Origin of the sequence: Pelagovum pacificum (assembly GCF_016134045.1) — a bacterium.
GTDB lineage: Bacteria > Pseudomonadota > Alphaproteobacteria > Rhodobacterales > Rhodobacteraceae > Oceanicola > Oceanicola pacificus_A.
In genome coordinates this window covers 3,823,757-3,845,316 of sequence record NZ_CP065915.1, presented here as the reverse complement: position 1 = coordinate 3,845,316, position 21,560 = coordinate 3,823,757, and the positions used below count along the sequence as shown (strand labels likewise).

Below are 21,560 nucleotides of genomic sequence, written 5' to 3'. Positions count from 1 at the left end.
GCGTCCCGGCCCGCCGCCGGGTGCGTTCCCGATGCCCGCCGGTACGATGGAGCCGCCCGCCCCGACGCGGGAAAGCTGCTCCCGCTACACGCCCGACGGCGGAGAGACGATCATCGAGGAGTGCCTGGCATGAAAACGGTCCTGTCCATTCTCGTCGCGCTGGCGGCCACGGGCGCTGCGGCTCAGGAGGCCCTGCCGGCTTGTGACACGCTCGAGCCCGGCGATGCCGGCGGTGTCGACTGCTCCTTGCCCGGTCGCGGCGAGGCTCGCCTCGTCTTCGACTACACCGGCGACGAGGGCCTCTGGCAACTCGCCTTCATCGAGCTCGACAGTGAGACCGTACTCTTCACCTCGCCCGTCATCGATGTGGAGGGCGTGAACACCGCGCCCGAGCTGCGCGACATCACCGGCGACGGCACGGCGGAGCTGTTCGTGCCCTACTCCGCCGGCATGGTGAACATCTACAACCAGGTCTGGACGCCGACCGAGGCGGGCTGGTCCTACATGGGCGACCTCGGCGGGTTCGGCGCGGCCAGCATCGAACTGCGCGACGGGCTCATCATCAACAACGAGCGCAGCAGCGCCGCCGTATACTACGAGACGGCAATGACCACCGCCAACGGCATGTTCGAAGACGTCTACGAGATGGAAATCGACTACGCGGCACAGGCCTGCAGCCTTGTCGAAGGCAGCGCCTTCGCATCGGCCGGCCTGTCCGCTGAAGACCTAATCACGGCGTGCGAGGCACGCGACTGGTGAACGTCCCGGTCCGCCGGGGCGAAGCACGAAACAGGGAGAACGACCCATGACCACCGTCATCAAGAACGGCACCATCGTCACGGCGGACCTGACCTACGAGGCCGACGTCTTGGTCGAGGGCGGCAAGATCGTCGAGATCGGCCCCGACCTGAAAGGCGACGAGGTCCTCGACGCGACCGGCTGCTACGTGATGCCCGGCGGGATCGACCCGCACACGCACCTCGAGATGCCGTTCATGGGCACCTACTCCACCGACGATTTCGACAGCGGCACGCAGGCCGCGCTCGCCGGCGGCACGACGATGGTCGTCGATTTCGCGCTTCCGCAGCCGGGACAGGGTCTGCTCGACGCGATCCAGATGTGGGACAACAAGTCGACCCGCGCCCATTGCGACTACTCTTTCCACATGGCCGTCACGTGGTGGAGCGAGCAGGTCTTCAACGAGATGGAGACAGTCGTGAAGGAGCGGGGGATCAACACCTTCAAACACTTCATGGCCTACAAGGACGCGCTGATGGTCAACGACGACGAGATGTATTCGTCGTTCCAGCGCCTGGCCGAACTCGGCGCCATCGCGATGGTCCATGCCGAGAACGGTGACGTCGTCGCGGAACTGTCGGCCAAGCTGCTCGCAGCCGGCAATACCGGCCCCGAGGCCCACGCCTATTCCCGCCCCAGCCAGGTCGAGGGCGAGGCCACGAACCGCGCGATCATGATCGCCGACATGGCGGGCGTGCCGCTCTACGTCGTTCACACCTCCTGCGAAGAGAGCCACGAAGCGATCCGGCGGGCCAAGATGGCCGGCAAGCGGGTCTGGGGCGAGCCGCTGATCCAGCACCTGACGCTCGATGAGTCCGAGTATTTCAACCAGGACTGGGACCATGCCGCCCGTCGCGTCATGTCCCCGCCGTTCCGTGACAAGAAACACCAGGACAGTCTCTGGGCCGGCCTTCAGTCCGGCACGCTGTCGGTGGTGGCGACCGATCACTGCGCCTTCACCACGGATCAGAAGCGCTACGGCGTCGGCGATTTCACCAAGATCCCGAACGGCACCGGCGGGCTCGAGGACCGGATGCCCATGCTCTGGACCTACGGCGTGGGCACCGGACGGCTGACCCCGAACGAGTTCGTGGCCGTCACATCGACCAACATCGCCAAGATCCTGAACTGTTACCCGCGCAAGGGTGCGATCCTGGTCGGGGCCGACGCCGACATCGTCGTATGGGATCCGGAGAAGGAAAAGACGATCACGGCCGACAAGCAGGTCTCTGCGATCGACTACAACGTCTTCGAGGGCAAGCACGTGAAGGGTCTGCCCCGCTACACCCTCACTCGGGGCCGCGTCGCGCTGGTCGACGGCGAGGTGAAGCCGAAGGAGGGTCACGGCGAGTTTGTGAAGCGCGCCCCGAACGGCACCGTCAACAAGGCTCTGTCGCAGTGGAAAGACCTCACCGCGCCACGCCCGGTGGAACGGTCCGGCATCCCGGCGACGGGGGTCTGATGAGCCACCACCTGAGCAACGGCAGCGCCGCGCCGTCCATGACGGAGCGCGCCGCGTGAGTGGTGCGGTCGTCTCCGCCCGCGACGTGGACCTCACGTTTCGCACCAACGACGGCCCCGTCCATGCGCTGTCGGGGGTGAACCTCGACATCGGCAAGGGCGAGTTCGTCAGCTTCATCGGTCCGTCCGGCTGCGGCAAGACGACGTTCCTGCGTTGTATCGCCGGCCTGGAGACACCGACCGGCGGCAAGCTGACCGTCAACGGCATGAGCCCGGACGAGGCACGGCGCGCCCGCGCCTATGGTTACGTCTTCCAGGCAGCGGGGCTCTATCCCTGGCGGACCATCGGCGGCAACGTCCGCCTTCCGCTGGAGATCATGGGCTTCTCGAAAGAGGAACAGGCGCGGCGCGTGCGCGATACGCTGGAGCTCGTCGATCTGGGCGGGTTCGAGAAGAAATATCCGTGGCAACTGTCGGGCGGTATGCAGCAACGGGCGAGCATCGCGCGTGCCCTGTCCTTCGATGCCGACATCCTGCTGATGGACGAACCGTTCGGCGCGCTGGACGAGATCGTGCGCGACCGCCTGAACGAGGAGCTGCTCGACCTCTGGGCGCGCACCGGCAAGACGGTCGGTTTCGTGACCCACTCGATCCCCGAGGCGGTCTACCTCTCGACCCGGATCGTCGTCATGTCGCCGCGGCCGGGCCGGATCACAGACGTGATCGAAAGCCCGCTTCCTGCGGAGCGACCGCTCGACATCCGCGACAGCCGGGAATTCATCGAGGTCGCGCACCGCGTGCGCGAAGGTCTGCGGGCGGGGCATATCGATGAGTAGCGTGCGCCGCTTTCTCCCGTCACGCGGGGACCGAGCCGCATGAGGAATCTCGTCCCCGTTCTGGTCGTCCTCGCCGTGATCGCGGGCCTCTGGTACGCGGCCGTCGCCCCGATGAACATTCGCGGCGCGCTGATGGTCGCGGAGCGGTCGGGCGAGACAGTGGTGCCGGAGGGCACCTCGACCCGCTTCGACGTGTCGGTCTGGAAACTGATGGCCGACAATCCCGACCACATCCACCTCGCCTACGGGCTCGACCGGCCCCGGCTGCCGACACCGGGCCAAGTGGCCGGCGAGCTATGGGCCTCGACCGGCGCAATGGCGCTGGAGGGGAACGGATTCTCCAACCGGTCGCTGATCTATCATGGCTGGATCACGCTGCGCTCGACCCTCTGGGGCTTCCTTCTCGGTACTTTCCTTGGCCTGCTCGGCGCGGTTGCGATCGTGCATGCGCGCGTCGTGGACATGAGCCTGATGCCGTGGGCGATCATCAGCCAGACGATCCCGATCGTCGCGCTCGCCCCGATGATCATCGTCCTGTCGAGCCAGGTCGGCATCGACGGGCGCGGCGTGCCAAAGGCGATCATCTCGGCCTACCTCTGCTATTTCCCTGTTCTGGTCGGGATGGTGACCGGGCTGCGGTCCCCCGACCGGTCGCAGCTCGACCTGCTGAAGACTTACAACGCCTCGCAATGGCAGGTCTTTTCCAAGCTGCGGATGCCGGCGTCGCTGCCCTATCTCTTCGCCTCGCTCAAGATCGGCATCGCGGCGGCGCTTGTCGGAACCATCGTCGGAGAGCTGCCGACCGGCGCGATCTCCGGGCTCGGCGCGCGGATCCTGATCGGCGACCAGTTCGGCACGCCGCTCGCCATCTGGGCGGCCCTGTTCGCCGCCGCGATCCTCGCCGGCATCCTCGTCACGCTGCTCGACGTGACGCAGAGGCTGACGCTACGCCGGATGGGAGTGCGCTGATGCTGGTCGCCGCCATCGTCTTCTGGCTCGCCGCGTGGGGCATGAACGTCGCGATCGCGAACTCACCCGGGCGCGACACCACGCCGGCACGGGTCATGGTGCCGCTTATGTTCGGCGTGGCGCTGCTCGTCCTGTGGGAAGGTCTGGTCACCGCGTTCAACGTGCCGGGCGTCATCCTGCCGCCCCCGTCGCAGGTGGCTCAGACGATCGCCGGCTCGACCGGTATGCTGTGGATCGACTTCCGCCAGACGCTGCTGAAAGGTGCTCTGTCGGGCTATGCCATCGGCTGCGTGGTGGCGTTCCTTGTCGCGGTCCTGATCGACCGGGTGCCGTTTCTGACTCGAGGGCTTCTGCCGATCGGGAACTTCGTGGCGGCGCTTCCGATCGTCGGCATCGCCCCGATCCTCGTCAGCTGGTACGGCTTCGACTGGCAAAGCAAGGCAGCCGTGGTCGTCGTCATGGTGTTCTTCCCGATGCTGGTGAACACCGTCCAGGGCCTGCGCGAAACGGACGCCATGCAGCGCGACCTGATGCGCACCTACGGGGCATCCTACTGGCAGACGCTGATGAAGCTGCGGCTTCCGGCAGCGATGCCGTTCATCTTCAACGGGCTCAAGATTTCCAGCTCTCTCGCGCTGATCGGGGCCATCGTTGCCGAGTATTTCGGCTCTCCCACGCACGGAATGGGATTTCGCATCTCCACCGGCGTCGGAAGCTTGAGCATCGACCTCGTCTGGGCTGAGATTGCAGTCGCCGCCCTCGCCGGCACGTTGTTCTACGGGCTGGTCGCTTGGTTCGAACGGCGCGTGACCTTCTGGCACCCGTCGCACTGGCATTGAGGCAAGAGCAAAGAAAAGACCAACAGGGAAATACTTGGAGAACGGACAATGAAGACACTAGTGACAGCGGCGGTTGCCGCGCTCGGTCTGGCCGCCCCGGCATGGGCGCAGGACGAGGTGACACTTCAGTTGAAGTGGGTCACGCAGGCCCAGTTCGCGGGCTACTACGTGGCGCAGGACCAGGGCTTCTACGAGGAAGAGGGGCTCGACGTCACCATCCTTCCCGGCGGCCCGGACATCGCGCCCGAGCAGGTGATCGCCGGCGACGGGGCCGACGTCATCACCACCTGGATGGCTGCCGCACTCGCCGCGCGGGAACGGGGCCTCGGACTCGTCAACATCGCGCAGCCGTTCAAGACGGGTGGTCTGCAGCTCACCTGCCTGAAATCCTCCGGCATTGAGACGGAAGAGGATTTCCCCGGCAAGACGCTCGGCGTCTGGTTCTACGGCAACGAATATCCATTCTACGCGTGGATGGCGCAGCTCGGCATCGCAACCGATGGCGCGGATGAGGACGGGGTGGACGTGCTCCGCCAGGCGTTCAACGTGAACCCGCTTCTCGAAGGTCAGGCCGATTGCATCTCGACCATGACCTACAACGAGTACGGCCAGGTCCTTGATGCCGGTATCTCGGAAGACGAGCTGGTGAACTTCAACTACCTCGAGATGGGCAACGGGATGCTCGAAGACGGGCTCTACGTGCTTGAGGAAGACCTTGAGGATCCGGAGTTCGCCGACAAGATGGTCCGCTTCGTCCGCGCTTCGATGAAGGGCTGGAAATGGGCCGAGGAAAACCCGGAAGAGGCCGCGCAGATCGTGGTCGACAACGACCAGACCGGCGCCCAGACGCTTGAGCACCAGATCTACATGATGGGTGAGGTCGCCAAGCTGACCGAAGGCTCCGAAGGTGCGCTCGACCCGGCCGATTACGAGCAGACGGTCGCCACGCTGCTGTCCGCCGTGTCCGAAGACAACCCGGCGATCACGGAAGAGCCGGAAGGCGCCTACACGACCGATATCACCGACGAAGCGCTCGGCGGCGATATGTGAAAGACGGGGGCGGGCCACCGGCCCGCCCTGCCCTCGCGGCGCGGCCCTCAGGGCCGCCAGATTGCCCCCGTCACGCAAAACAGACCCTTAACCTGCCAAATTCATTGTCGTTTCGCAGCGGTGCCGCCGACAGACGGCCACCGATCGGGGCTGTCGGGAATAAAGACTTGCCTCATCCGGCTTCGGCACGAACACTTGAAGCCGGAAGGACGACACTTGCCCGAAAAGCCACGCCACATCCGCAGGCCGCAGCCCGGCACGGCCGAACCGCGTGCCGCGATCGGCGGTACCGCCCTCCCCGGACCAGTCTCTGTTCCGGCAGACCGCGCCGCTTGACCAGCAGTCCGGCCACCGGGCCGGTCAAAGGATAGGATACGTGACCGCCGTTACCGACGAGAAGCTCGACAAGCAGGCGCGCAAGATCCTGCGTGACAACGACCGGGGCGGCTACACGGTGCCGACGTCGGGCCTTTACCCCTACCAGTGGAACTGGGATTCCATGTTCTCCGCCTGGGGCATCGCCACCTTCGACGTGCGTCGCGCGTGGTTCGAGATCACGACCCTGCTCTACGGGCAGTGGGATAACGGAATGATCCCGCACATCATCTTCCACAAACGGGCCGAGGGGTATTTCCCCGGTCCCGATGTCTGGGCGGTGGAGCGCGTCCCCCACACCAGCGGCATCAGCCAGCCGCCGGTCGCGGCGACGATGATCCGCTCGATCTACGAGTCCGACAAGAAGGCCGGGCGCGTCCATATGGAGCTGATCTACGGGCGTCTCGTCTCGTGGCATCGCTGGTGGATGAAGAACCGCGTGCAGGACGGCATGGTCGCGATCACCCATCCGTGGGAATCCGGGCGCGACAACGCCGTCGACTGGGACAGCGCGATGCAGGCGGTCGATGGCAGCAACGTCGGCGACTACACCCGCCGCGACACGAGCCACGTGAACCCCGAGATGCGCCCGAAGAAAGAGGATTACGACCGCTACCTCGCGCTCGTCCAGTTCAGCCGGGACAATGGCTGGAACGAGAAATACATCGCGGAACACGCCGCCTTCCGCGTTGCCGATGTCGGCATGACATTCATCCTGCTGCGCGCCTGTCGGGACCTCTTGCAGATCGCCGCCGACCTCGATCACGACACGCCGGAGATCGAAGGCTGGATCGAAACGCTGGAGGCTGGCGTCGCGAACCACTGGAACCCCGAGGGCTACTACGACTCAGTGAATCTTCGCACCGGAGAGTTCACCGGCTCGCTCTCTTCCGGTTCTTTCCTCTGCTGGTATGCCGGTGTCGATCCGCCGGAGATGATGAGCCATCTGAAAGCCATCCTTGCCGAGGTCCGCTACGGCGTGCCGAGCAACGACCCGAGAGCCGAGACGTTCAATCCGCTACGCTATTGGCGGGGGCCGGTCTGGGGCATGATGAATGCGCTTATCGCCATCGGTCTCAAGGATCAGGGACACACCCTCACCGCGGAACGACTGCGCAAGGACACACGCGAACTGATCGAGGATCACGGCTTCTACGAATACTGGAGCCCGGTCGACGGCACCCCCGCCGGCGGGCGCAACTTCTCGTGGACCGCTGCAATCTGGCTGACGTGGGCCGGTCCCCATGCCAAGGGCGGGTTCTGACCGCACGGGCACTGGACTCTCCGCCCGGCAGGCTATGTGCTGACCGGACGGAGATAGAGGAGACCCCCGATGCAGACCCCGCTTCCCACACGACCGTTCGGCAAGACCGGCATGGACATCACCCGCACCGGCTTCGGCGCATGGGCCATCGGTGGCAACATGTGGGGGCCGCAGGACGATCAGGACTCCATCGACGCCATCCGCCACGCGATCTCTGTCGGGGTGAACTGGATCGACACGGCCGCCGTCTATGGCAACGGCCACTCGGAAGAGGTGATCGCCGAGGCGCTGAAGGACATGCCCGAGGCCGATCGCCCCTATGTCTTTACAAAGGGCGGCATCATCCGCGACGCCGACGGGACTAACCCCCGCCGCGAAGGCGCGACGCTGCGCCGTCAGTGCGAGGAGTCGCTCGCCCGATTGAAGGTCGACGTCATCGACCTCTACCAGCTGCACTGGCCGTCCGACGACGTGTCGCTCGAGGAAAGCTGGCAGGCGATGCTGGACCTGAAGAAAGACGGCCTTGTGAATCATGTCGGCTTGTCGAACCACTGGGTCGACCAGCTCGACACGGCCGAGGCGATGGGCCACGTCGAGACGCTGCAACCGCCGTTCTCGATGATCAAGCGCGCCGCCGGTGACACTGTGCTGCCGTGGTGCGACCGGAACGGCACCGGCACGATCTGCTACTCGCCGATGCAGGCCGGCCTGCTGACCGGGGCCTTCACTGCGGAACGCGCCGCCAACCTCCCCGAGAACGACTGGCGCCGTAACGCACCCGACTTCCAGGGCGAGGCACTGGAGCGGAACCTCGCCCTCGCCGAAGCCCTGAAACCGATCGCCGAGAAGCACGGCCTGCCCGGCACCGGTCCCGTCGCCCTAGCCTGGTGCCTGAGCTGGCCGGGCCTGACCGGCACCATCGTCGGGGCGCGCTCCCCCGCGCAGATCGACGGCTGGCTACCCGCCGCGACGCTTGAGCTCGACTCCGAGGACCTCGCCGCGCTCACCAAGGCGATCGAGACCACGGGTGCGGGCGAAGGTCCCGTCACCGCCTGACACGTGTCGGATTTCGCACAGGCGTCGGCATTCTGCCGCGCCTCGTGCGACCCCACGCCAAAAGGTTTGGTCTGACACCTTCGCGGATGGAATAGTCAGCCCCGGATGAGACTGTCACAGACAGTTGGTTGAGGGGCGCAGCATGTGGACGAGGCTCAAGAACGCGGCGGCCAGGAGGCTGCCGAACGACGGTACGATCAATTGCCAGGGAATCGTGCTCGAGGATGACGAGAAGATCGTGGTCCCGCGTGTCCGCAAGAACCTGCTGAACGGCAACTACGAGATGCAGGAACGCATGTTCCTCGACAAGCTGATCGAGCCGGGCGAACAGATCCTCGAGATCGGCGCCGGGCTCGGCTTCATCTCCACCTTCTGCGCCAAGCACCGGTACACCAAATCCATCGTGACGGTTGAAGCGAACCCGGCCCTGATCCCCTACATCGCCAAGACCCATTCGCTGAACGCGGTGAAGGTCGAGGTCATCAACGCGCTGTTCCGCGAAGGCGACGAGGGCGGCACGGCGACGTTCTACATTCGCGAGCCGTTCTGGGGTTCGTCCCTGCGGGGTGGCGGATCGCTCGTCCGGGACGAAGTCGAAGTCCCGACCATGTCCTTCAACGCCTTCGTCGCAGAGCGTCAGCCGACGATGATCATCTGCGACATCGAAGGTGGCGAAGTCGAACTGCTCAAGGCGGCGGAGATGCCGAGCGTGAACAAGTTCATGGTCGAGGTTCACACCGGGGCTACCGGGCCTGCCGGCGTGAACACCGTGTTCTCCGAGATGATGAAGCGCGGCTTCTATTACTCGCAGAAGTTCTCGACCGGACCGGTCGTCTGCTTCCTGCGCGATACCTGAGACGGGTTACCAGTTGGTGATCGACCCGTCGCGCCGACGCAGCATCGGCGGGTCGATATATTCGAACTCGGCCCGCTTCAGGAACTCTTCATCGACCTCGACGCCAAGCCCCGGCTCCATCGGCACCACGTAAGCCGCGCCGTCGAGCTCGACCTTCTTCGGACAGAGCTCCGCACTCTCGAAGCCAAGCTGTTCGACCGGGGACGCCCGGCATTCAAGCCATGCGAAGTTCGGCACTGCCGCGCCGAGATGAACGCTCGCCGCGGTACAAACCGGTCCGAGCGGGTTGTGCGGCATCAGGTCGATGTAATGCGCCTCTGCCAGCCCGGCGACTTTCATCGCCTCGGTGAAACCGCCGACGTTGCAGATGTCGAGGCGGGCATATTGCACGATGTCGCGTTCGAGATAGGGCAGGAACTGCCACTTGGACGAGAACTCCTCGCCCAATGCGAAGGGGATGTCGGTCATCCGGCGCAACGCCTCGTAGGCGCCGGGGGCCTCGTCACGGATCGGTTCTTCGAGGAAATCGAGCGTCCCGGCGGGCACCTTCTGCGCGAAGTTCGCCGCTTCGCCGACACTGAGGCGATGGTGATACTCGACCCCGAGCACGACCTCGTGGCCGATCGCCTCGCGCACCTTCATGGCCCATTCGGCAGTCTTGCCGATCGACTCGCGGGGTTCGAACATCTCCGGATTCTCCTGCCCTTCGGCGAGGAGCCTGACGCAATTCCATCCCGCATCGCGCAGGATCAGAGCCTGTTCGACCATCTCCGGCCCCGGCGCGGCCGAAGTCGTTCCGAATGCCGGAACCGTTTTGCGATGCTGGCCGCCGAGAAGCTGGTGCACCGGCACGCCAAGCGCCTTGCCCCGGATGTCATGGAACGCGATGTCGAGCGCCGCCTGCGCGGCGGTCAGCACGCGCCCGCCTTCAAAGTACTGGCTGCGATACATCTCCTGCCAGAGAGCGCCGGATTGCATCGGATCACGCCCGATCAGGAAATTCGCGTAATGCTTGATCGCGCCGGCCACAGCGAGTTCGCGGTAGGACAGGCCGGATTCGCCCCAGCCGTAGATGCCCTCGTCGGTCTCGACCTTGACCAGAAGCTGGTTCCGGACGCCGATACGGACGGGATAGGGAGTGATGGCGGTGATCTTCATCTGTGTCGTCCAGTTCGGGGGCTATTGCCCCCGGACTATGACGCCACGCACCGCGGCGGCAAGGGTCTGATTGCCGTTGCAATCCCAGGTATCGAGCGGCGAACAGGCTCTAAGCAGGCCTGAACCGGCGGATCACTCCGCCGCTTTGGCCATCGGGTTGTTCGGGTGCGTCGTCCAGTTGGCGTATTCGTCCTGCACGACCTTGCCGGTCCTCGGATCGGTGGTGCCTGCGGCGAGGCGTTCCATCGTGATGCAATCCTCGACCGGGCAGACGTCGACGCAGAGGTTGCAGGCGACGCATTCCTCGTCGATCACCTCGAACACCCGGCCTTCTTTCATCGCGATTGCCTGGTGAGACGTGTCCTCGCAGGCCGCATAGCAGCGGCCGCACTTGATGCAGGCGTCCTGATCGATCCGCGCCTTGGTGACGTAATTCAGGTTCAGGTACTGCCAATCAGTGACGTTCGGAACAGCCTTGCCGACGAAATCGGCGGTCGAGGTGTAGCCTTTCTCGTCCATCCATGCCGACAGACCGCGCTTCATCTCTTCGACGATGCGGAAGCCGTAGGTCATCGCCGCCGTGCAGACCTGAACGTTGCCGCAGCCGAGCGCCATGAACTCCGCCGCGTCGCGCCACGTGGTGATGCCGCCGATCCCGCTGATCGGCAGGCCGCGCGTGTCCTCGCCCCGCGCAATCTCGGAGACCATCGACATCGCGATCGGCTTTACCGCCGGGCCGCAATAGCCGCCGTGCGAGCCCTTGCCGTCGATCGTCGGCATCGGCGCGAAATTGTCGAGGTCCACCCCGGTGATCGAGTTGATCGTGTTGATGAGGCTCACCGCGTCGGCCCCACCGGCCTTTGCGGCGGCCGCGGGTTTGCGGATGTCCGTGATATTGGGCGTCAGCTTCACGATCACCGGACGATCGTAGTATTTCTTGCACCACTCGGTGACCATCTGAATGTACTCGGGCACCTGTCCGACGGCTGAGCCCATGCCGCGCTCGCTCATCCCGTGGGGGCACCCGAAGTTCAGCTCGATCCCGTCGGCATTGGTCTCTGTGACGCGAGGCAGGATCGCACGCCAGCTTTCCTCGTCACAGGGGACCATGATGGACGCGATCAGCGCGTGATCCGGATAGTCCTTCTTCACGCGCGTCATTTCCTCGAGGTTCGTCTCGAGCGGGCGGTCGGTGATTAGCTCGATGTTGTTGAGCCCGAGCAGCCGACGGTCGGCACCGTAGATCGCGCCGTACCGGGGGCCGTTCACGTTGACGACCGGCGGCCCCTCGGCGCCGAGCGTCTTCCACACGACCCCGCCCCAGCCTGCGTCGAAAGCGCGGCGAACGTTGTATTCCTTGTCGGTCGGCGGCGCGGAGGCCAGCCAGAAGGGGTTCGGGCTCTTGATGCCCAGAAAGTCCGTCGTCAGGTCAGCCATCAGAGCCTCCTATTGGCAGATCGCGTAGATGCGGAAGGCGAGCTCCTGCGCGCGGTCCGTCACGTTGCGGATGTCGATGCGCCATCCACCCCGACCGTCGGGGTAGTTGGCAACGACCATGAAATCGATGCTGTTGTCGGGCTGGCCATACAGCCGGTATCCACCGGAGATCGCCGTCATTCCGCCGGAACATTCATAGGTGCGGGACACGACTTCGCCGGCGCTCAGGCGCTTGCGCTCGTAACGTTCGCTCTCGCGCTCCTGCGCCGTGGCGGGCGCGGCAACGAGGCAGAGAAGGGCGAGTGTCGTGATGCGGACCATGAGTCAGAGTGCCTCGTGAATATCCTCGGCCGCATCGCGGCCCTGCCGCACGGCCCAGACGGTGAGGTTCTTGCCGGGACTGACACAGTCGCCACCCGCCCAGACACCGGCGAGCGAGGTCTTGCCCGTCTCCCCTGCCCCCAGCACCTTGCCGTCGAGGTCGATCTCTTCCGGTGGCGTGTCGAGCATCTGTCCGATCGCAAGCAGCACCTGGTCCGCCGGGATCTGCATCGGCTCCGTGCCGTCCAGATCTCCGGTGCGGGCAACCTCGATCATCCGGTCGGCACCGGTGCCGTGGCTGCCGATGGCTTGAGCGTTGAACATCAGGCGCACCCCTTTCGAGGCGGCGAGGTCCTGTTCGTATTCTGACGCGGGCATCGCGCCCTTGTCTCTGCGGTACAGGATCGTGACTGAATCCGCGCCGAGCAGCTTGGATTGCACGGCTGCGTCGATCGCCGTCATGCCACCACCGATGACGACGACATTGCGCCCGATGGGAAGCGAGGTGAGATCGTCAGACTGCCGCAGCGCCGCGATGAAATCGATGGCCGACGTCACACCCTCGTCGCCGAGCTCCGGCAGGCCGTAGGCGCCGGGCAGACCGATGCCGAGGAAGACGGCGTCGTGGCTCGCCCGCAGCTCGGTCAGTCGGGCGTCGTCGATAACCTCGCTGGTCTTCACCGTGATCCCCCCGATGGAGAGAAGCCAGTCGACCTCCCGCTGCGCGAATTCGTCGACCGTCTTGTAGGAGGCGATACCGTACTCGTTGAGGCCGCCGGCCTTGTCCCGCGCCTCGTAGATCGTGACCGCGTGACCCTTCATGGCCAGCCGGTGCGCACAGGCGAGGCCGGCCGGGCCGGACCCGACGATGGCGATGGATTTTCCCGTATCGGCGGCGCGAACGAACGGGTGCCCCTGCCGCGCCATGACGCTGTCGGTGGCGTAACGCTGAAGGCGCCCGATCTCGACCGGCTTGCCCTCTGCGAGCTCACGGACACAGGCCTCTTCGCACAGCTCCTCAGTCGGACAGACACGGGCGCACATCCCGCCGAGGATGTTCTGGTCGAAGATCGTCTTGCCCGCGGCCTCCGGCTGTCCGGTCGCGATCTGGCGGATGAACAGCGGGATGTCGATCGCCGTCGGGCAGGCCGTGACGCAGGGCGCATCGTGGCAGAAATAACAGCGATCCGCGGCCACATGTGCCTCGTGCGGGTCATAGGGCGCGTGGAGGTCGGCGAAGTTCGAGGCGATCTCGTCGGGAGGCAGCCGTCCCGGAACGATCCCTGGCGTGGATGGAGTGGTCATCGGCTCTCCCTGTTTTGAGAAAGCCTGCCACAGGCCTGAGATTTTACCAAATGGTAAAATACCGCCCGCGCTCAGGACGCGGGCGGTTGCCGCTTCCTTGTGCAGTCTGCCCCGATCAGGAGCTCGACGCCTCTGCTTCGTCCTTGTGGAAGCCCTCGAGCTGCGGCCGCTTGCCGACCGAGACGGAGTCGATGTCTTCCAGCATGAAGCCCCGGATCAGCGCCGGGATCATCATCGTGACGAGGATGAAGATCGGCAGACCAACCACGGTGATGACCTGTTGCAGCGCGTCGAGCCCTGCATCCCCGGCCAACACGATCAGCATCGCGGCGACGAGGCCCTCGGCAGCGCCCCAGAACACCCGCTGATGGACCGGGCCCGGATCGGGCGTGCCGGTGCAGAGCATGTCGACCACGAGCGACGCCGAGTCCGACGACGTAGCGAAGAAGATCGCCACGATGATGACGGCGAGGCCCTGCACGATGGACGTGAAGGGAAAATGTTCGAAGAAGGCGAACATGGCCAGCGGGATGCTCTCCGCGACTGCGTCGCTGATCTCGCCCGCCTGATCGCCAAGTGCGGTCCGGGCCGCCTGCCCGATGCCGTCGAACTCCATCGCCTGCCAGCCGAAGATCGCGAACCAGATCAGGGTGAACAGCGACGGTGCCAGCAGCACACCGAAGACGAACTCCCGGATGGTGCGGCCCCGGCTGATGCGGGCGACGAACAGGCCGATGAAGGGCGACCACGTCACGGTCCACGCCCAGTAGAAGACCGTCCAGCTGCCCTGCCAGCCCCATTCACCGTTGTCGGGGTTGGTGTCGGCCAGCATGTCGTTCCAGAAGGCCAGTCGCGGCAGGTTGCCGAAGTAGAGGCCGAACGTCTCGACGATGCCGCGCAGCAGGAACAGGGTCGATCCGCAGACCAGCACGAAGACCATCAGCGCGATCGCCATGCCGATGTTGAGGTTCGAGAGCATCTTCACGCCCTTGTCGAGCCCGGCAACGATCGACCCGACCGCAACGCAGGTCAGGACGGCGAGGATCAGGACCTGCGTGACGGTGCCGTCGCCGACTCCGAACAGCTCCGAAAGACCGGCGGCGATCTGGCTGGACCCGAGGCCGAGCGACACGGCGACCCCGAACAACGTGCCGAGGATCGAGGCAATGTCGATGGCCTTGCCGACGGGGCCGTGGATGCCCTCACGCAGCAGCGGGTAGAAGACCGATGACACGCGCACCGGCAGATCGTAGCGGTTGATGAAATAGGCGAAGGCCAGACCCGGCAGCGTGAAGATCGTCCAGGTGTGCAGGCCGAGGTGGTAGATCGCGATGGAAATACCGTCCTTCGCGGCCTGCTCGCTGTAGGGTTCGACACCGGGAAGCGGCGGCTCCATGAAGTGGCTGATCGGCTCTGCCACGCCCCAGAACATCAGGACTGTGCCGATGCCGCCGGCGAAGAGCATCGTGAACCACGACATGTTGTCGTAGTCCGGCCGGCTGTCCCTGGGCCCGAGGCGAATATGCCCGTGCCGGGACACCGCCGCCCAGATCAGGAAGCCGAGCCAGAGGTTCACGCCGAAGATGAAGAACCAGCCGAGGTTGGTGACGATCCACTCGCGCCCCGTCGCGAAGGCCGCGCCGATCGTGTCCGGCGCTATGACGAGCGCGAGCACGAAAACGATGGTCGCCCCTGCCGAGATGAAGAAGATCGTCGGATCGGTCCGCAGTCCGAGTCGCGCCGCCAGTCGTTCCATGCGTCTGTCCCTCAGGGCTGTTTTGTTTCAATCCGACCTAGAGCCACAGTTTCGTGAGGCGACCGAAACCGGCCAAAAACATCGAAAAAGGCGGGCAATCTCTTGCCCGCCTTCGTCATTGACCCAAGCGATTGAGCGTTCAGCTCATCACGGTGCCAAGCGTTGCGCCCTTCTTCGCGCGCTCCTTCGCTTCGCGGAGTTCCTCGACGGTGCGCTCCTTCAGGCGGGCTGCACCGGCCCACTCGCGCGTCTTCACCTTGGGGTTCTTCATCCGCTCTTCTGCCGCCGGAATGGCGTGCGCGTATTGCGGCAGCCACTCAGCCTGCGCGATCAGCATCTCGTCGACCATCTGCCAGACTTCGTCCGGGGTGCAGATCGCACCGACGAGCGGGTCGTGCAGAACGGCCTGTTTCAGCAGGTCGACGTCACCGGTCAGGGCGGCGTGAACGGCCATCCGCTGCACGTTGACCGAGACGTTGCAGGTCGCCTGGCACGCCATCGGCAACTCGATGCCTTCGATCATGTTGATACCGAAACGGTCGACGTAGCCGGGGCTTTCGATGATGCAGTCCTCGGGCAGGTTCGTGATGATCCCGCCGTTGCGCATATTGAAGTGACCACGATACGGGCGGCCGGTTTCCATCGCCTCGAGAATCCAGCTCGCGTGCTCGTCGGTACGCTCGTAATCCTCCAGCTTGGTGCCCGCTTCCTCGAGGAACTTCGGAAAGTCCTCTTCGAACCAGTTCCGGTTCTCGCGGCAATACCGAAGGTAACCGCCGGTCTCACCGTTGATCCAGACGTCGGTGCTGATCCAGTCGTTGATCTCTTCCGGGCGCTTCCGATACCACGGCAGGTACTCGGACAGGTGTCCGTTGGACTCCGTCGAGTAGTAGCCGAACCGCTTCAGCACATCGATGCGCACCTTTTCCTGCTGGGAATAGAGGTTGTGGCTCTCGAACGCCTCGATCAGCTCTTCCTTGGAGACGTCGCGCCCGTTCACCTTGATGTCGAGGTACCACGTCTGGTGGTTGATGCCCGAGCAGACGATGTCGACATCTTCGAACGGCACCTTCAGCGCCTTGGCGATCTGGCGGTGGCCGTTGGGGACGCCGTGGCACAGGCCGACGGTGTTGATCCCGGCGCCGAGCGCGGCCCAGGTCATCATGACCATCGGGTTGGCGTAGTTCAGAAGCAGGGCATTCGGCTCTGCCACTTCCTTGATGTCCTTGCAGAAGTCGAGCATCGCGTTGATGCCGCGCTGGCCGTACATGATGCCGCCGGCGCAGATCGTGTCACCGACGCACTGGTCGACGCCGTACTTGAGCGGGATGTTGATGTCGCTCTCGAAGGCTTCGAGCCCGCCGATCCGGACGCAGCACATGATATAGCGCGCATCCTTCAGCGCCTCGCGCCGGTCGGTCGTCGCGGTGACGGTCGTCTTGAGGCCATTCACGTCCACGATCCGCTCGATGATCTGGCGGACCATGTCGAGGTTGTGCGCGTTGATGTCGGTCAGCGCGATCTCGATCTCTTCGAATTCCGGCACCTTCAGGATGTCGGAACAGAGTTTCTTGGTGAAGCCGACGCTCCCCGCGCCGATGATGCAGATCTTGAAGCTCATGCTGCCATCTCTTTCGTTAGGGACGAAAGCCAGGCCCGGTGAGGGAGGCACTTGCCGGCCGCACGGGTGTAATCTTTCGTCAGTTGCTCGTGTGTCTTGCGCAGCGTCGCCCGCCGCTTGGGATCACGGGACAGCGCCTCTTTCGCCGCCGCCCGGTTCAGAAGTCCCAGCCCGTCGAGGACGGGGATATAAAGCTGCTCCTGCACGTGGGGGAAATTCCCCGGCAGGGTCGTGAAGTCTCGCCGCTCGGGCATCCGCGTCTGCCACGCCGCGAGGCGGTCGCGCAGGGTCTGCGGGTGGCTCGCGGCAACGTCGCGCCAGAACGGCGTGTCGTTCCGCTCGCTGACGTAATGAAGGCGGATGAAGTCCCGGAAATCATCGACCTGCCGCGCGACGGCGGCATTGTAGTGATCGCGTCCCTTCGGGTCGTCGAGCCACCGGTCCAGCCACATGCACTGCACCACTGTCCCGTGGATCGACGTCGCCTCCAGCGGTTCGAGGAATGACGACGACAGGCCCAGCGCGATGACGTTGCCGATCCAAGCGTCCTTCAGGCGGCCTGCGTCGATCCTGATGTCGTTGCGCGGCTCGATCGCGTGGCCGAGCGCGGTTTCGATCTCCGCCCTGGCCTCGTCCGGCGACGTGTGCGCGTCCGAGTAGACGTAGCCGCAGCCGTAGCGATCCGAGGTCGGGATCTTCCACATCCAGCCCGCCCCCTGCGCCCATGCGAGCGTAAGGGGGTCTATCTCCTCTCCCGGTTTCAGGTCGATCCAGAACGGCATCGCCCGGTTGACCGGCAGCGTGTCCGAGTAGCTCTGCCACTCCGCACCCATCGGTCCGATCAGCGCCCGGCGGAAGCCGGTGCAGTCGAGGAAGACGTCGCCTTCCAGAACCTGTCCGGATTCGAGCCGAAGCCCCTTTACAGAGCCTGTTTCGCCGTCTCGCTCCAACCCTTCGACCACGTCGTCGACAAGGGTGATCCCGCTAGCTTGGCTCTTGAGCCAGGCGCCGGCCTTCGCCTGGTCGAAATGGTAGGCGAAATGAAACGGACCGGCCGCGACTTCACGGCCCTTCACCTCGGCATAGGGCGCGCGGCGCTTCTCCATCAGGTGACGGAAGAGGTGCGCCTCGCCTACCGGACGACCGGAGGCAACGGCGTATAGGTCAAGCCCCTGCCCCGCCACCTGCGCGATCTCGTCGATCGGCCCGTCATAGCTGTGGCCCTTGCGGCGCCAGTCCCTGTGACGAATGCCGTATTTCACCGTCGCCCCGGTCTCCGCGATGAACTTGCGTTCATCGAGACCGAGGTGCTTGAGCATGTGCCGGAACACCGCCGTGGTCCCCTCCCCCACCCCGATGGTCGGGATGCGGGAGGATTCGACCACCGTCACGCGCCGACCCGGCGCGCGAGAGAGGATGAGCGCGGCGAGCCAGCCCGCCGTGCCCCCTCCGACGATGACGACACGTTTGCTCATGCCGACTTGCGCTGCTCCGGACGGGCCCATTCCGGCAACCAGTCGCCGTGGGCGGCCAGCAGGTCGTGGGTCAGATCCCAGATCTGGTCAAGATCGAGCTCCGCCGCCGTGTGCGGGTCAAGCATCGCGGCGTGGTAGATGTGCTCCGGGTTCTCCGTCAGGAGCGCCTGAACCGTGAGGTCCTGCACGTTGATGTTGGTCCGCATCAGCGCGATGAGCTGCGGCGGGATGTCTTCCACCACGGTCGGTTGCAGGCCGTTCGCGTCGACCAGGGTCGGCACCTCGATGGCACAGCCGTCGGGCAGCTGCGGGATGTTCCCCTTGTTCGGGAAGTTGCCATAGATCACCGAGGGCTCGCCCGTGATGACGGAGTTCACGATCTCCGACGCGTATTCATGGGACGGCTTCACGACAACTTCTTCGGCGTCACGGTATTCCTGCGCCTGCTTGGTCCAGCGTTCGACCTGTTCCACGCAGCGCTTCGGGTATTCGTCGAGCGGGATACCGAACTTCTCGATCAGGTCCGGACGGTCGCGCTTGATGAAATAGGGCACGTACTCGGCGAAGTGCTCCGACGATTCAGTGACGAAGTAGCCCAGACGGGTGAACATCTCGTAGCGCACCTTGTTCGGGCAGCGCGGGTTCCAGCCGGCTTTCGGGAAGCGACCCTCGAGGTAGCCCTGCTTCAGCGCCGGGTAGAGATCCTTGTAGCTGCCGTCGGGCTGGCGCTGCTCGAAGTACTTGTAGAACGCCATGTGGTTGATGCCGGCGCACTGGTAGCGGATGTCGCCGATCGGGATGTCGAGATCCTTGGCCAGCTCTTCCGCCGTACCCTGGACCGAGTGGCAGAGACCGACCTGCTGGATCGACGGGAACTTCGCGCCGATCGCCCAGGTGTTGATCGCCATCGGGTTCACGTACTGCATGACGATCGCGTTCGGGGCGACCTCCATCAGGTCCTCGCAGATGCTCCAGAGCACGGGCACCGTGCGCAGGCCGCGCATGATGCCGCCGATGCCGAGCGTGTCGGCGATCGTCTGGCGGAGGCCGAATTTCTTCGGCACCTCGAAGTCCGTGACGGTGCAGGGCTCGTAGCCGCCCACTTGGAAGCAGCAGACGACGAAGTCCGTGCCGGCGAGCGCGCGGCGCTGGTCGGTGTAGGTTTCGATCTTGGCGTGGCCGCCGAGCGTCTTGGCCATCTTGCCGATGATCAGCTCGGATTCCTCGAGCCGCTGGGGGTTGATGTCCATCAGCCGGATGGTCGCATTCTTCAATGCGGGACGCTGAAGGATGTCGCCGGCGAGGTTCTTGGCGAACACGGCGCTGCCGGCGCCGATGAAGGTAACTGTCGTCATGTGGCAATCTCGAAGGCTGCGCGGACAAGCCGCTGTGTGTAGTCGGATTTCGGGTTTACGAGGACCTCGTTGACCGGGCCCTGTTCGACGATCTTGCCGTGCTGCATCACCATGACCCGGTGGCACAGCGCTCTCACCACCTTCAGGTCATGGCTGATGAACAGGTAGCTCAGACCCTTTTCGCGCTGCAGCTTGCGCAACAGCTCGATGATCTGGGCCTGCACGGAAAGATCGAGCGCCGAGGTCGGCTCATCCAGCAGGATGAATTCCGGCTCCAGCGCGATGGCACGCGCGATGGCGAGCCTCTGCCGTTGCCCGCCCGAGAACTCGTGCGGGAAACGGTGAGAGATCGTGTCGGGCAACCCCGCGTCGCGGAGCGCCTGCTTCATGCGCTCGTAGCGCTCCCGGCGGCTGTTGCCGATGCCGTTGACCACGAGACCTTCCTCGATGATCTGGCGGACCGACATCCGGGGGTTGAGCGAGGCGAAGGGGTCCTGGAACACGATCTGCATCCGGGAGCGGTAGGGCACCATCTCCTTGCGGGTCTTGTTCTGGATCTCGTCGCCGAGGAACGTGACGCGGCCGTCGTCCATGTGGATCAGCCGCAGCATGGCCTGCCCGAAGGTGGTCTTTCCCGAGCCGGATTCGCCGACGAGGCCGAGCGTCTCGCCTCGCTTGAGGTCGAGGTCGAGGCTGTCGACCGCGATGAGCGGTTCGTAGGTGCCCCGGAAGGCGCCACCCTTGCGGAGCATGAACTCCACCCGGACGCCCTCACCGGTCAGGACGGACTCTTGATCGCCCTCCAGCGGATTGGCCTGGCCCGTCGGTTCCGCCGCGAGCAGCCGCTTGGTATAGGCGTGCGTCGGGTTGGTGAAGATCTGCTCCGTCGGGCCCTGTTCGCGCACTTCGCCGTGCTGCATGACATAGACGTGGTCCGCGAACTCGCGCACGACCGTCAGGTCGTGGGTGATGAGCACGACGCCCATCCCGAACTTGTCCTTCAGGTCGTCGATCAGATGCAGGATTTCCGCCTGCACTGTCACGTCGAGCGCCGTGGTCGGCTCATCCGCGATCAGCACGTCGGGACGATTGGCCAGCGCCATCGCGATCATCACCCGCTGCCGCTGCCCGCCCGAGAGCTGGTGCGGATACTGCTGCACCCGCGCTTCGGGGTTCGGAATGCGCACTTCGTCCAGCAGCTCGATCGCGCGGTTCCAAGCGGCTTTCTTGCCGAGCCTCTGGTGGAGCATGATGACCTCCACCAGCTGAACGCCGATCTTGTAGATCGGGTTGAGCGACGACATCGGCTCCTGGAAGATCATGCTGATCCGGTTGCCCCGAAGCTGGCGCATCTCCTTCAGCGAAAGGTGCGCCATGTCCTTGTCACGGTACATGATCTTGGTGTCGTTCGAGACGGTTGCCCGCTTGGACAACAGCCGCATCACGGCCCGCGCCGTGACCGACTTGCCCGATCCGGACTCGCCGACCAGCGCGGTCGTCTTGCCGGGGTAGAGCTTGAAGGACACGTCCCGCACCGCTTCGACCTTGCCGCCGTCCACGGTGAAGGTCACGCCGACCTTGTGCGCGTCGAGGATGGGAGTGAGGTCATTCATGGCCGAACGCCTTTG

Annotated in this window: 18 protein-coding genes; 9 read left to right on the top strand and 9 right to left on the bottom strand. The window is 64.8% G+C overall.

Annotation, left to right across the window (positions count from 1 at the left end; genetic code table 11):
- Nucleotides 1-129 precede the first annotated feature (129 nt).
- The 9 genes from I8N54_RS18910 to I8N54_RS18870 all read left to right on the top strand — a co-directional run bounded on the left by I8N54_RS18910 (nt 130) and on the right by I8N54_RS18870 (nt 9,504).
- Nucleotides 130-759: a hypothetical protein gene (locus I8N54_RS18910; RefSeq protein ID WP_140195014.1), complete on the top strand. Its 630-nt coding sequence runs from the start codon at nt 130-132 to the stop codon at nt 757-759.
- Nucleotides 760-805: 46 nt separating this feature from the next.
- Nucleotides 806-2,260 carry a dihydropyrimidinase gene (gene hydA / locus I8N54_RS18905; protein ID WP_198571738.1) on the top strand — a complete coding sequence of 485 codons (1,455 nt, stop codon included), beginning with the start codon at nt 806-808 and terminating at the stop codon, nt 2,258-2,260.
- A 55-nt stretch (nt 2,261-2,315) separates the two neighbouring features.
- A complete protein-coding gene (locus I8N54_RS18900) occupies nt 2,316-3,095 on the top strand; it encodes an ABC transporter ATP-binding protein (protein WP_140195018.1) in 780 nt (259 codons plus the stop codon).
- Nucleotides 3,096-3,134: 39 nt separating this feature from the next.
- Nucleotides 3,135-4,064 (top strand): ABC transporter permease, encoded by a 930-nt coding sequence (locus tag I8N54_RS18895; RefSeq protein ID WP_140195020.1) that lies wholly within the window; start codon nt 3,135-3,137, stop codon nt 4,062-4,064.
- Nucleotides 4,064-4,903: an ABC transporter permease gene (locus I8N54_RS18890; RefSeq protein WP_140195022.1), complete on the top strand. Its 840-nt coding sequence runs from the start codon at nt 4,064-4,066 to the stop codon at nt 4,901-4,903. The genes I8N54_RS18895 and I8N54_RS18890 overlap by 1 nt, the downstream gene beginning before the upstream one ends.
- A 48-nt stretch (nt 4,904-4,951) precedes the next feature.
- The gene (locus I8N54_RS18885) at nt 4,952-5,953 is read left to right on the top strand and encodes an ABC transporter substrate-binding protein (RefSeq protein ID WP_140195024.1); all 1,002 of its coding nucleotides are present in this window, start codon (nt 4,952-4,954) and stop codon (nt 5,951-5,953) included.
- 376 nt (nt 5,954-6,329) lie between these two features.
- Entirely contained in the window at nt 6,330-7,592 is a 1,263-nt protein-coding gene (locus tag I8N54_RS18880; RefSeq protein WP_140195026.1) for an MGH1-like glycoside hydrolase domain-containing protein, read from the top strand.
- Between the two features lie 69 nt (nt 7,593-7,661).
- Nucleotides 7,662-8,648 (top strand): aldo/keto reductase, encoded by a 987-nt coding sequence (locus I8N54_RS18875; RefSeq protein ID WP_140195028.1) that lies wholly within the window; start codon nt 7,662-7,664, stop codon nt 8,646-8,648.
- A 142-nt stretch (nt 8,649-8,790) separates the two neighbouring features.
- The gene (locus I8N54_RS18870) at nt 8,791-9,504 is read left to right on the top strand and encodes an FkbM family methyltransferase (RefSeq protein ID WP_140195030.1); all 714 of its coding nucleotides are present in this window, start codon (nt 8,791-8,793) and stop codon (nt 9,502-9,504) included.
- Nucleotides 9,505-9,510: 6 nt separating this feature from the next.
- Here the strand turns inward: I8N54_RS18870 and I8N54_RS18865 are convergent, their stop codons facing one another.
- From I8N54_RS18865 to I8N54_RS18825, 9 genes are all read right to left on the bottom strand, one after another.
- A complete protein-coding gene (locus tag I8N54_RS18865; RefSeq protein WP_140195032.1) occupies nt 9,511-10,662 on the bottom strand; it encodes a mandelate racemase/muconate lactonizing enzyme family protein in 1,152 nt (383 codons plus the stop codon).
- A gap of 132 nt (nt 10,663-10,794) precedes the next feature.
- Nucleotides 10,795-12,099 carry an NAD-dependent dihydropyrimidine dehydrogenase subunit PreA gene (gene preA, locus I8N54_RS18860; RefSeq protein ID WP_140195034.1) on the bottom strand — a complete coding sequence of 435 codons (1,305 nt, stop codon included), beginning with the start codon at nt 12,097-12,099 and terminating at the stop codon, nt 10,795-10,797.
- Nucleotides 12,100-12,108: 9 nt separating this feature from the next.
- Nucleotides 12,109-12,420, bottom strand: coding sequence for a hypothetical protein (locus I8N54_RS18855; protein ID WP_140195036.1), 312 nt, complete (start codon nt 12,418-12,420; stop codon nt 12,109-12,111).
- Nucleotides 12,421-12,423: 3 nt separating this feature from the next.
- On the bottom strand, nt 12,424-13,725 hold the full coding sequence (locus I8N54_RS18850; protein WP_140195038.1) for an NAD(P)-dependent oxidoreductase: 1,302 nt from the start codon (nt 13,723-13,725) through the stop codon (nt 12,424-12,426).
- A gap of 115 nt (nt 13,726-13,840) precedes the next feature.
- Nucleotides 13,841-15,481 carry a BCCT family transporter gene (locus tag I8N54_RS18845; RefSeq protein WP_140195040.1) on the bottom strand — a complete coding sequence of 547 codons (1,641 nt, stop codon included), beginning with the start codon at nt 15,479-15,481 and terminating at the stop codon, nt 13,841-13,843.
- A 139-nt stretch (nt 15,482-15,620) separates the two neighbouring features.
- Nucleotides 15,621-17,102, bottom strand: a complete 1,482-nt coding sequence (gene melA / locus I8N54_RS18840) for an alpha-glucosidase/alpha-galactosidase (protein WP_140195042.1) — start codon at nt 17,100-17,102, stop codon at nt 15,621-15,623.
- Entirely contained in the window at nt 17,099-18,577 is a 1,479-nt protein-coding gene (locus I8N54_RS18835; RefSeq protein WP_197097572.1) for a tryptophan halogenase family protein, read from the bottom strand. The genes melA (I8N54_RS18840) and I8N54_RS18835 overlap by 4 nt, the downstream gene beginning before the upstream one ends.
- Entirely contained in the window at nt 18,574-19,932 is a 1,359-nt protein-coding gene (gene melA, locus I8N54_RS18830; protein WP_140195046.1) for an alpha-glucosidase/alpha-galactosidase, read from the bottom strand. Before melA (I8N54_RS18830) ends, I8N54_RS18835 begins: the two co-directional genes overlap by 4 nt.
- Entirely contained in the window at nt 19,929-21,545 is a 1,617-nt protein-coding gene (locus tag I8N54_RS18825) for an ABC transporter ATP-binding protein (RefSeq protein WP_140195048.1), read from the bottom strand. The genes melA (I8N54_RS18830) and I8N54_RS18825 overlap by 4 nt, the downstream gene beginning before the upstream one ends.
- Nucleotides 21,546-21,560: the final 15 nt, after the last annotated feature.

Coding starts and splice junctions, on each gene's coding strand:
- I8N54_RS18910 (WP_140195014.1), top strand. CDS start 130: ATGAAAACGGTCCTGTCCATTCTCGTCGCGCTGGCGGCCACGGGCGCT.
- hydA (WP_198571738.1), top strand. CDS start 806: ATGACCACCGTCATCAAGAACGGCACCATCGTCACGGCGGACCTGACC.
- I8N54_RS18895 (WP_140195020.1), top strand. CDS start 3,135: ATGAGGAATCTCGTCCCCGTTCTGGTCGTCCTCGCCGTGATCGCGGGC.
- I8N54_RS18890 (WP_140195022.1), top strand. CDS start 4,064: ATGCTGGTCGCCGCCATCGTCTTCTGGCTCGCCGCGTGGGGCATGAAC.
- I8N54_RS18885 (WP_140195024.1), top strand. CDS start 4,952: ATGAAGACACTAGTGACAGCGGCGGTTGCCGCGCTCGGTCTGGCCGCC.
- I8N54_RS18875 (WP_140195028.1), top strand. CDS start 7,662: ATGCAGACCCCGCTTCCCACACGACCGTTCGGCAAGACCGGCATGGAC.
- I8N54_RS18870 (WP_140195030.1), top strand. CDS start 8,791: ATGTGGACGAGGCTCAAGAACGCGGCGGCCAGGAGGCTGCCGAACGAC.
- I8N54_RS18865 (WP_140195032.1), bottom strand. CDS start 10,662: ATGAAGATCACCGCCATCACTCCCTATCCCGTCCGTATCGGCGTCCGG.
- preA (WP_140195034.1), bottom strand. CDS start 12,099: ATGGCTGACCTGACGACGGACTTTCTGGGCATCAAGAGCCCGAACCCC.
- I8N54_RS18855 (WP_140195036.1), bottom strand. CDS start 12,420: ATGGTCCGCATCACGACACTCGCCCTTCTCTGCCTCGTTGCCGCGCCC.
- I8N54_RS18850 (WP_140195038.1), bottom strand. CDS start 13,725: ATGACCACTCCATCCACGCCAGGGATCGTTCCGGGACGGCTGCCTCCC.
- I8N54_RS18845 (WP_140195040.1), bottom strand. CDS start 15,481: ATGGAACGACTGGCGGCGCGACTCGGACTGCGGACCGATCCGACGATC.
- melA (WP_140195042.1), bottom strand. CDS start 17,102: ATGAGCTTCAAGATCTGCATCATCGGCGCGGGGAGCGTCGGCTTCACC.
- I8N54_RS18835 (WP_197097572.1), bottom strand. CDS start 18,577: ATGAGCAAACGTGTCGTCATCGTCGGAGGGGGCACGGCGGGCTGGCTC.
- melA (WP_140195046.1), bottom strand. CDS start 19,932: ATGACGACAGTTACCTTCATCGGCGCCGGCAGCGCCGTGTTCGCCAAG.
- I8N54_RS18825 (WP_140195048.1), bottom strand. CDS start 21,545: ATGAATGACCTCACTCCCATCCTCGACGCGCACAAGGTCGGCGTGACC.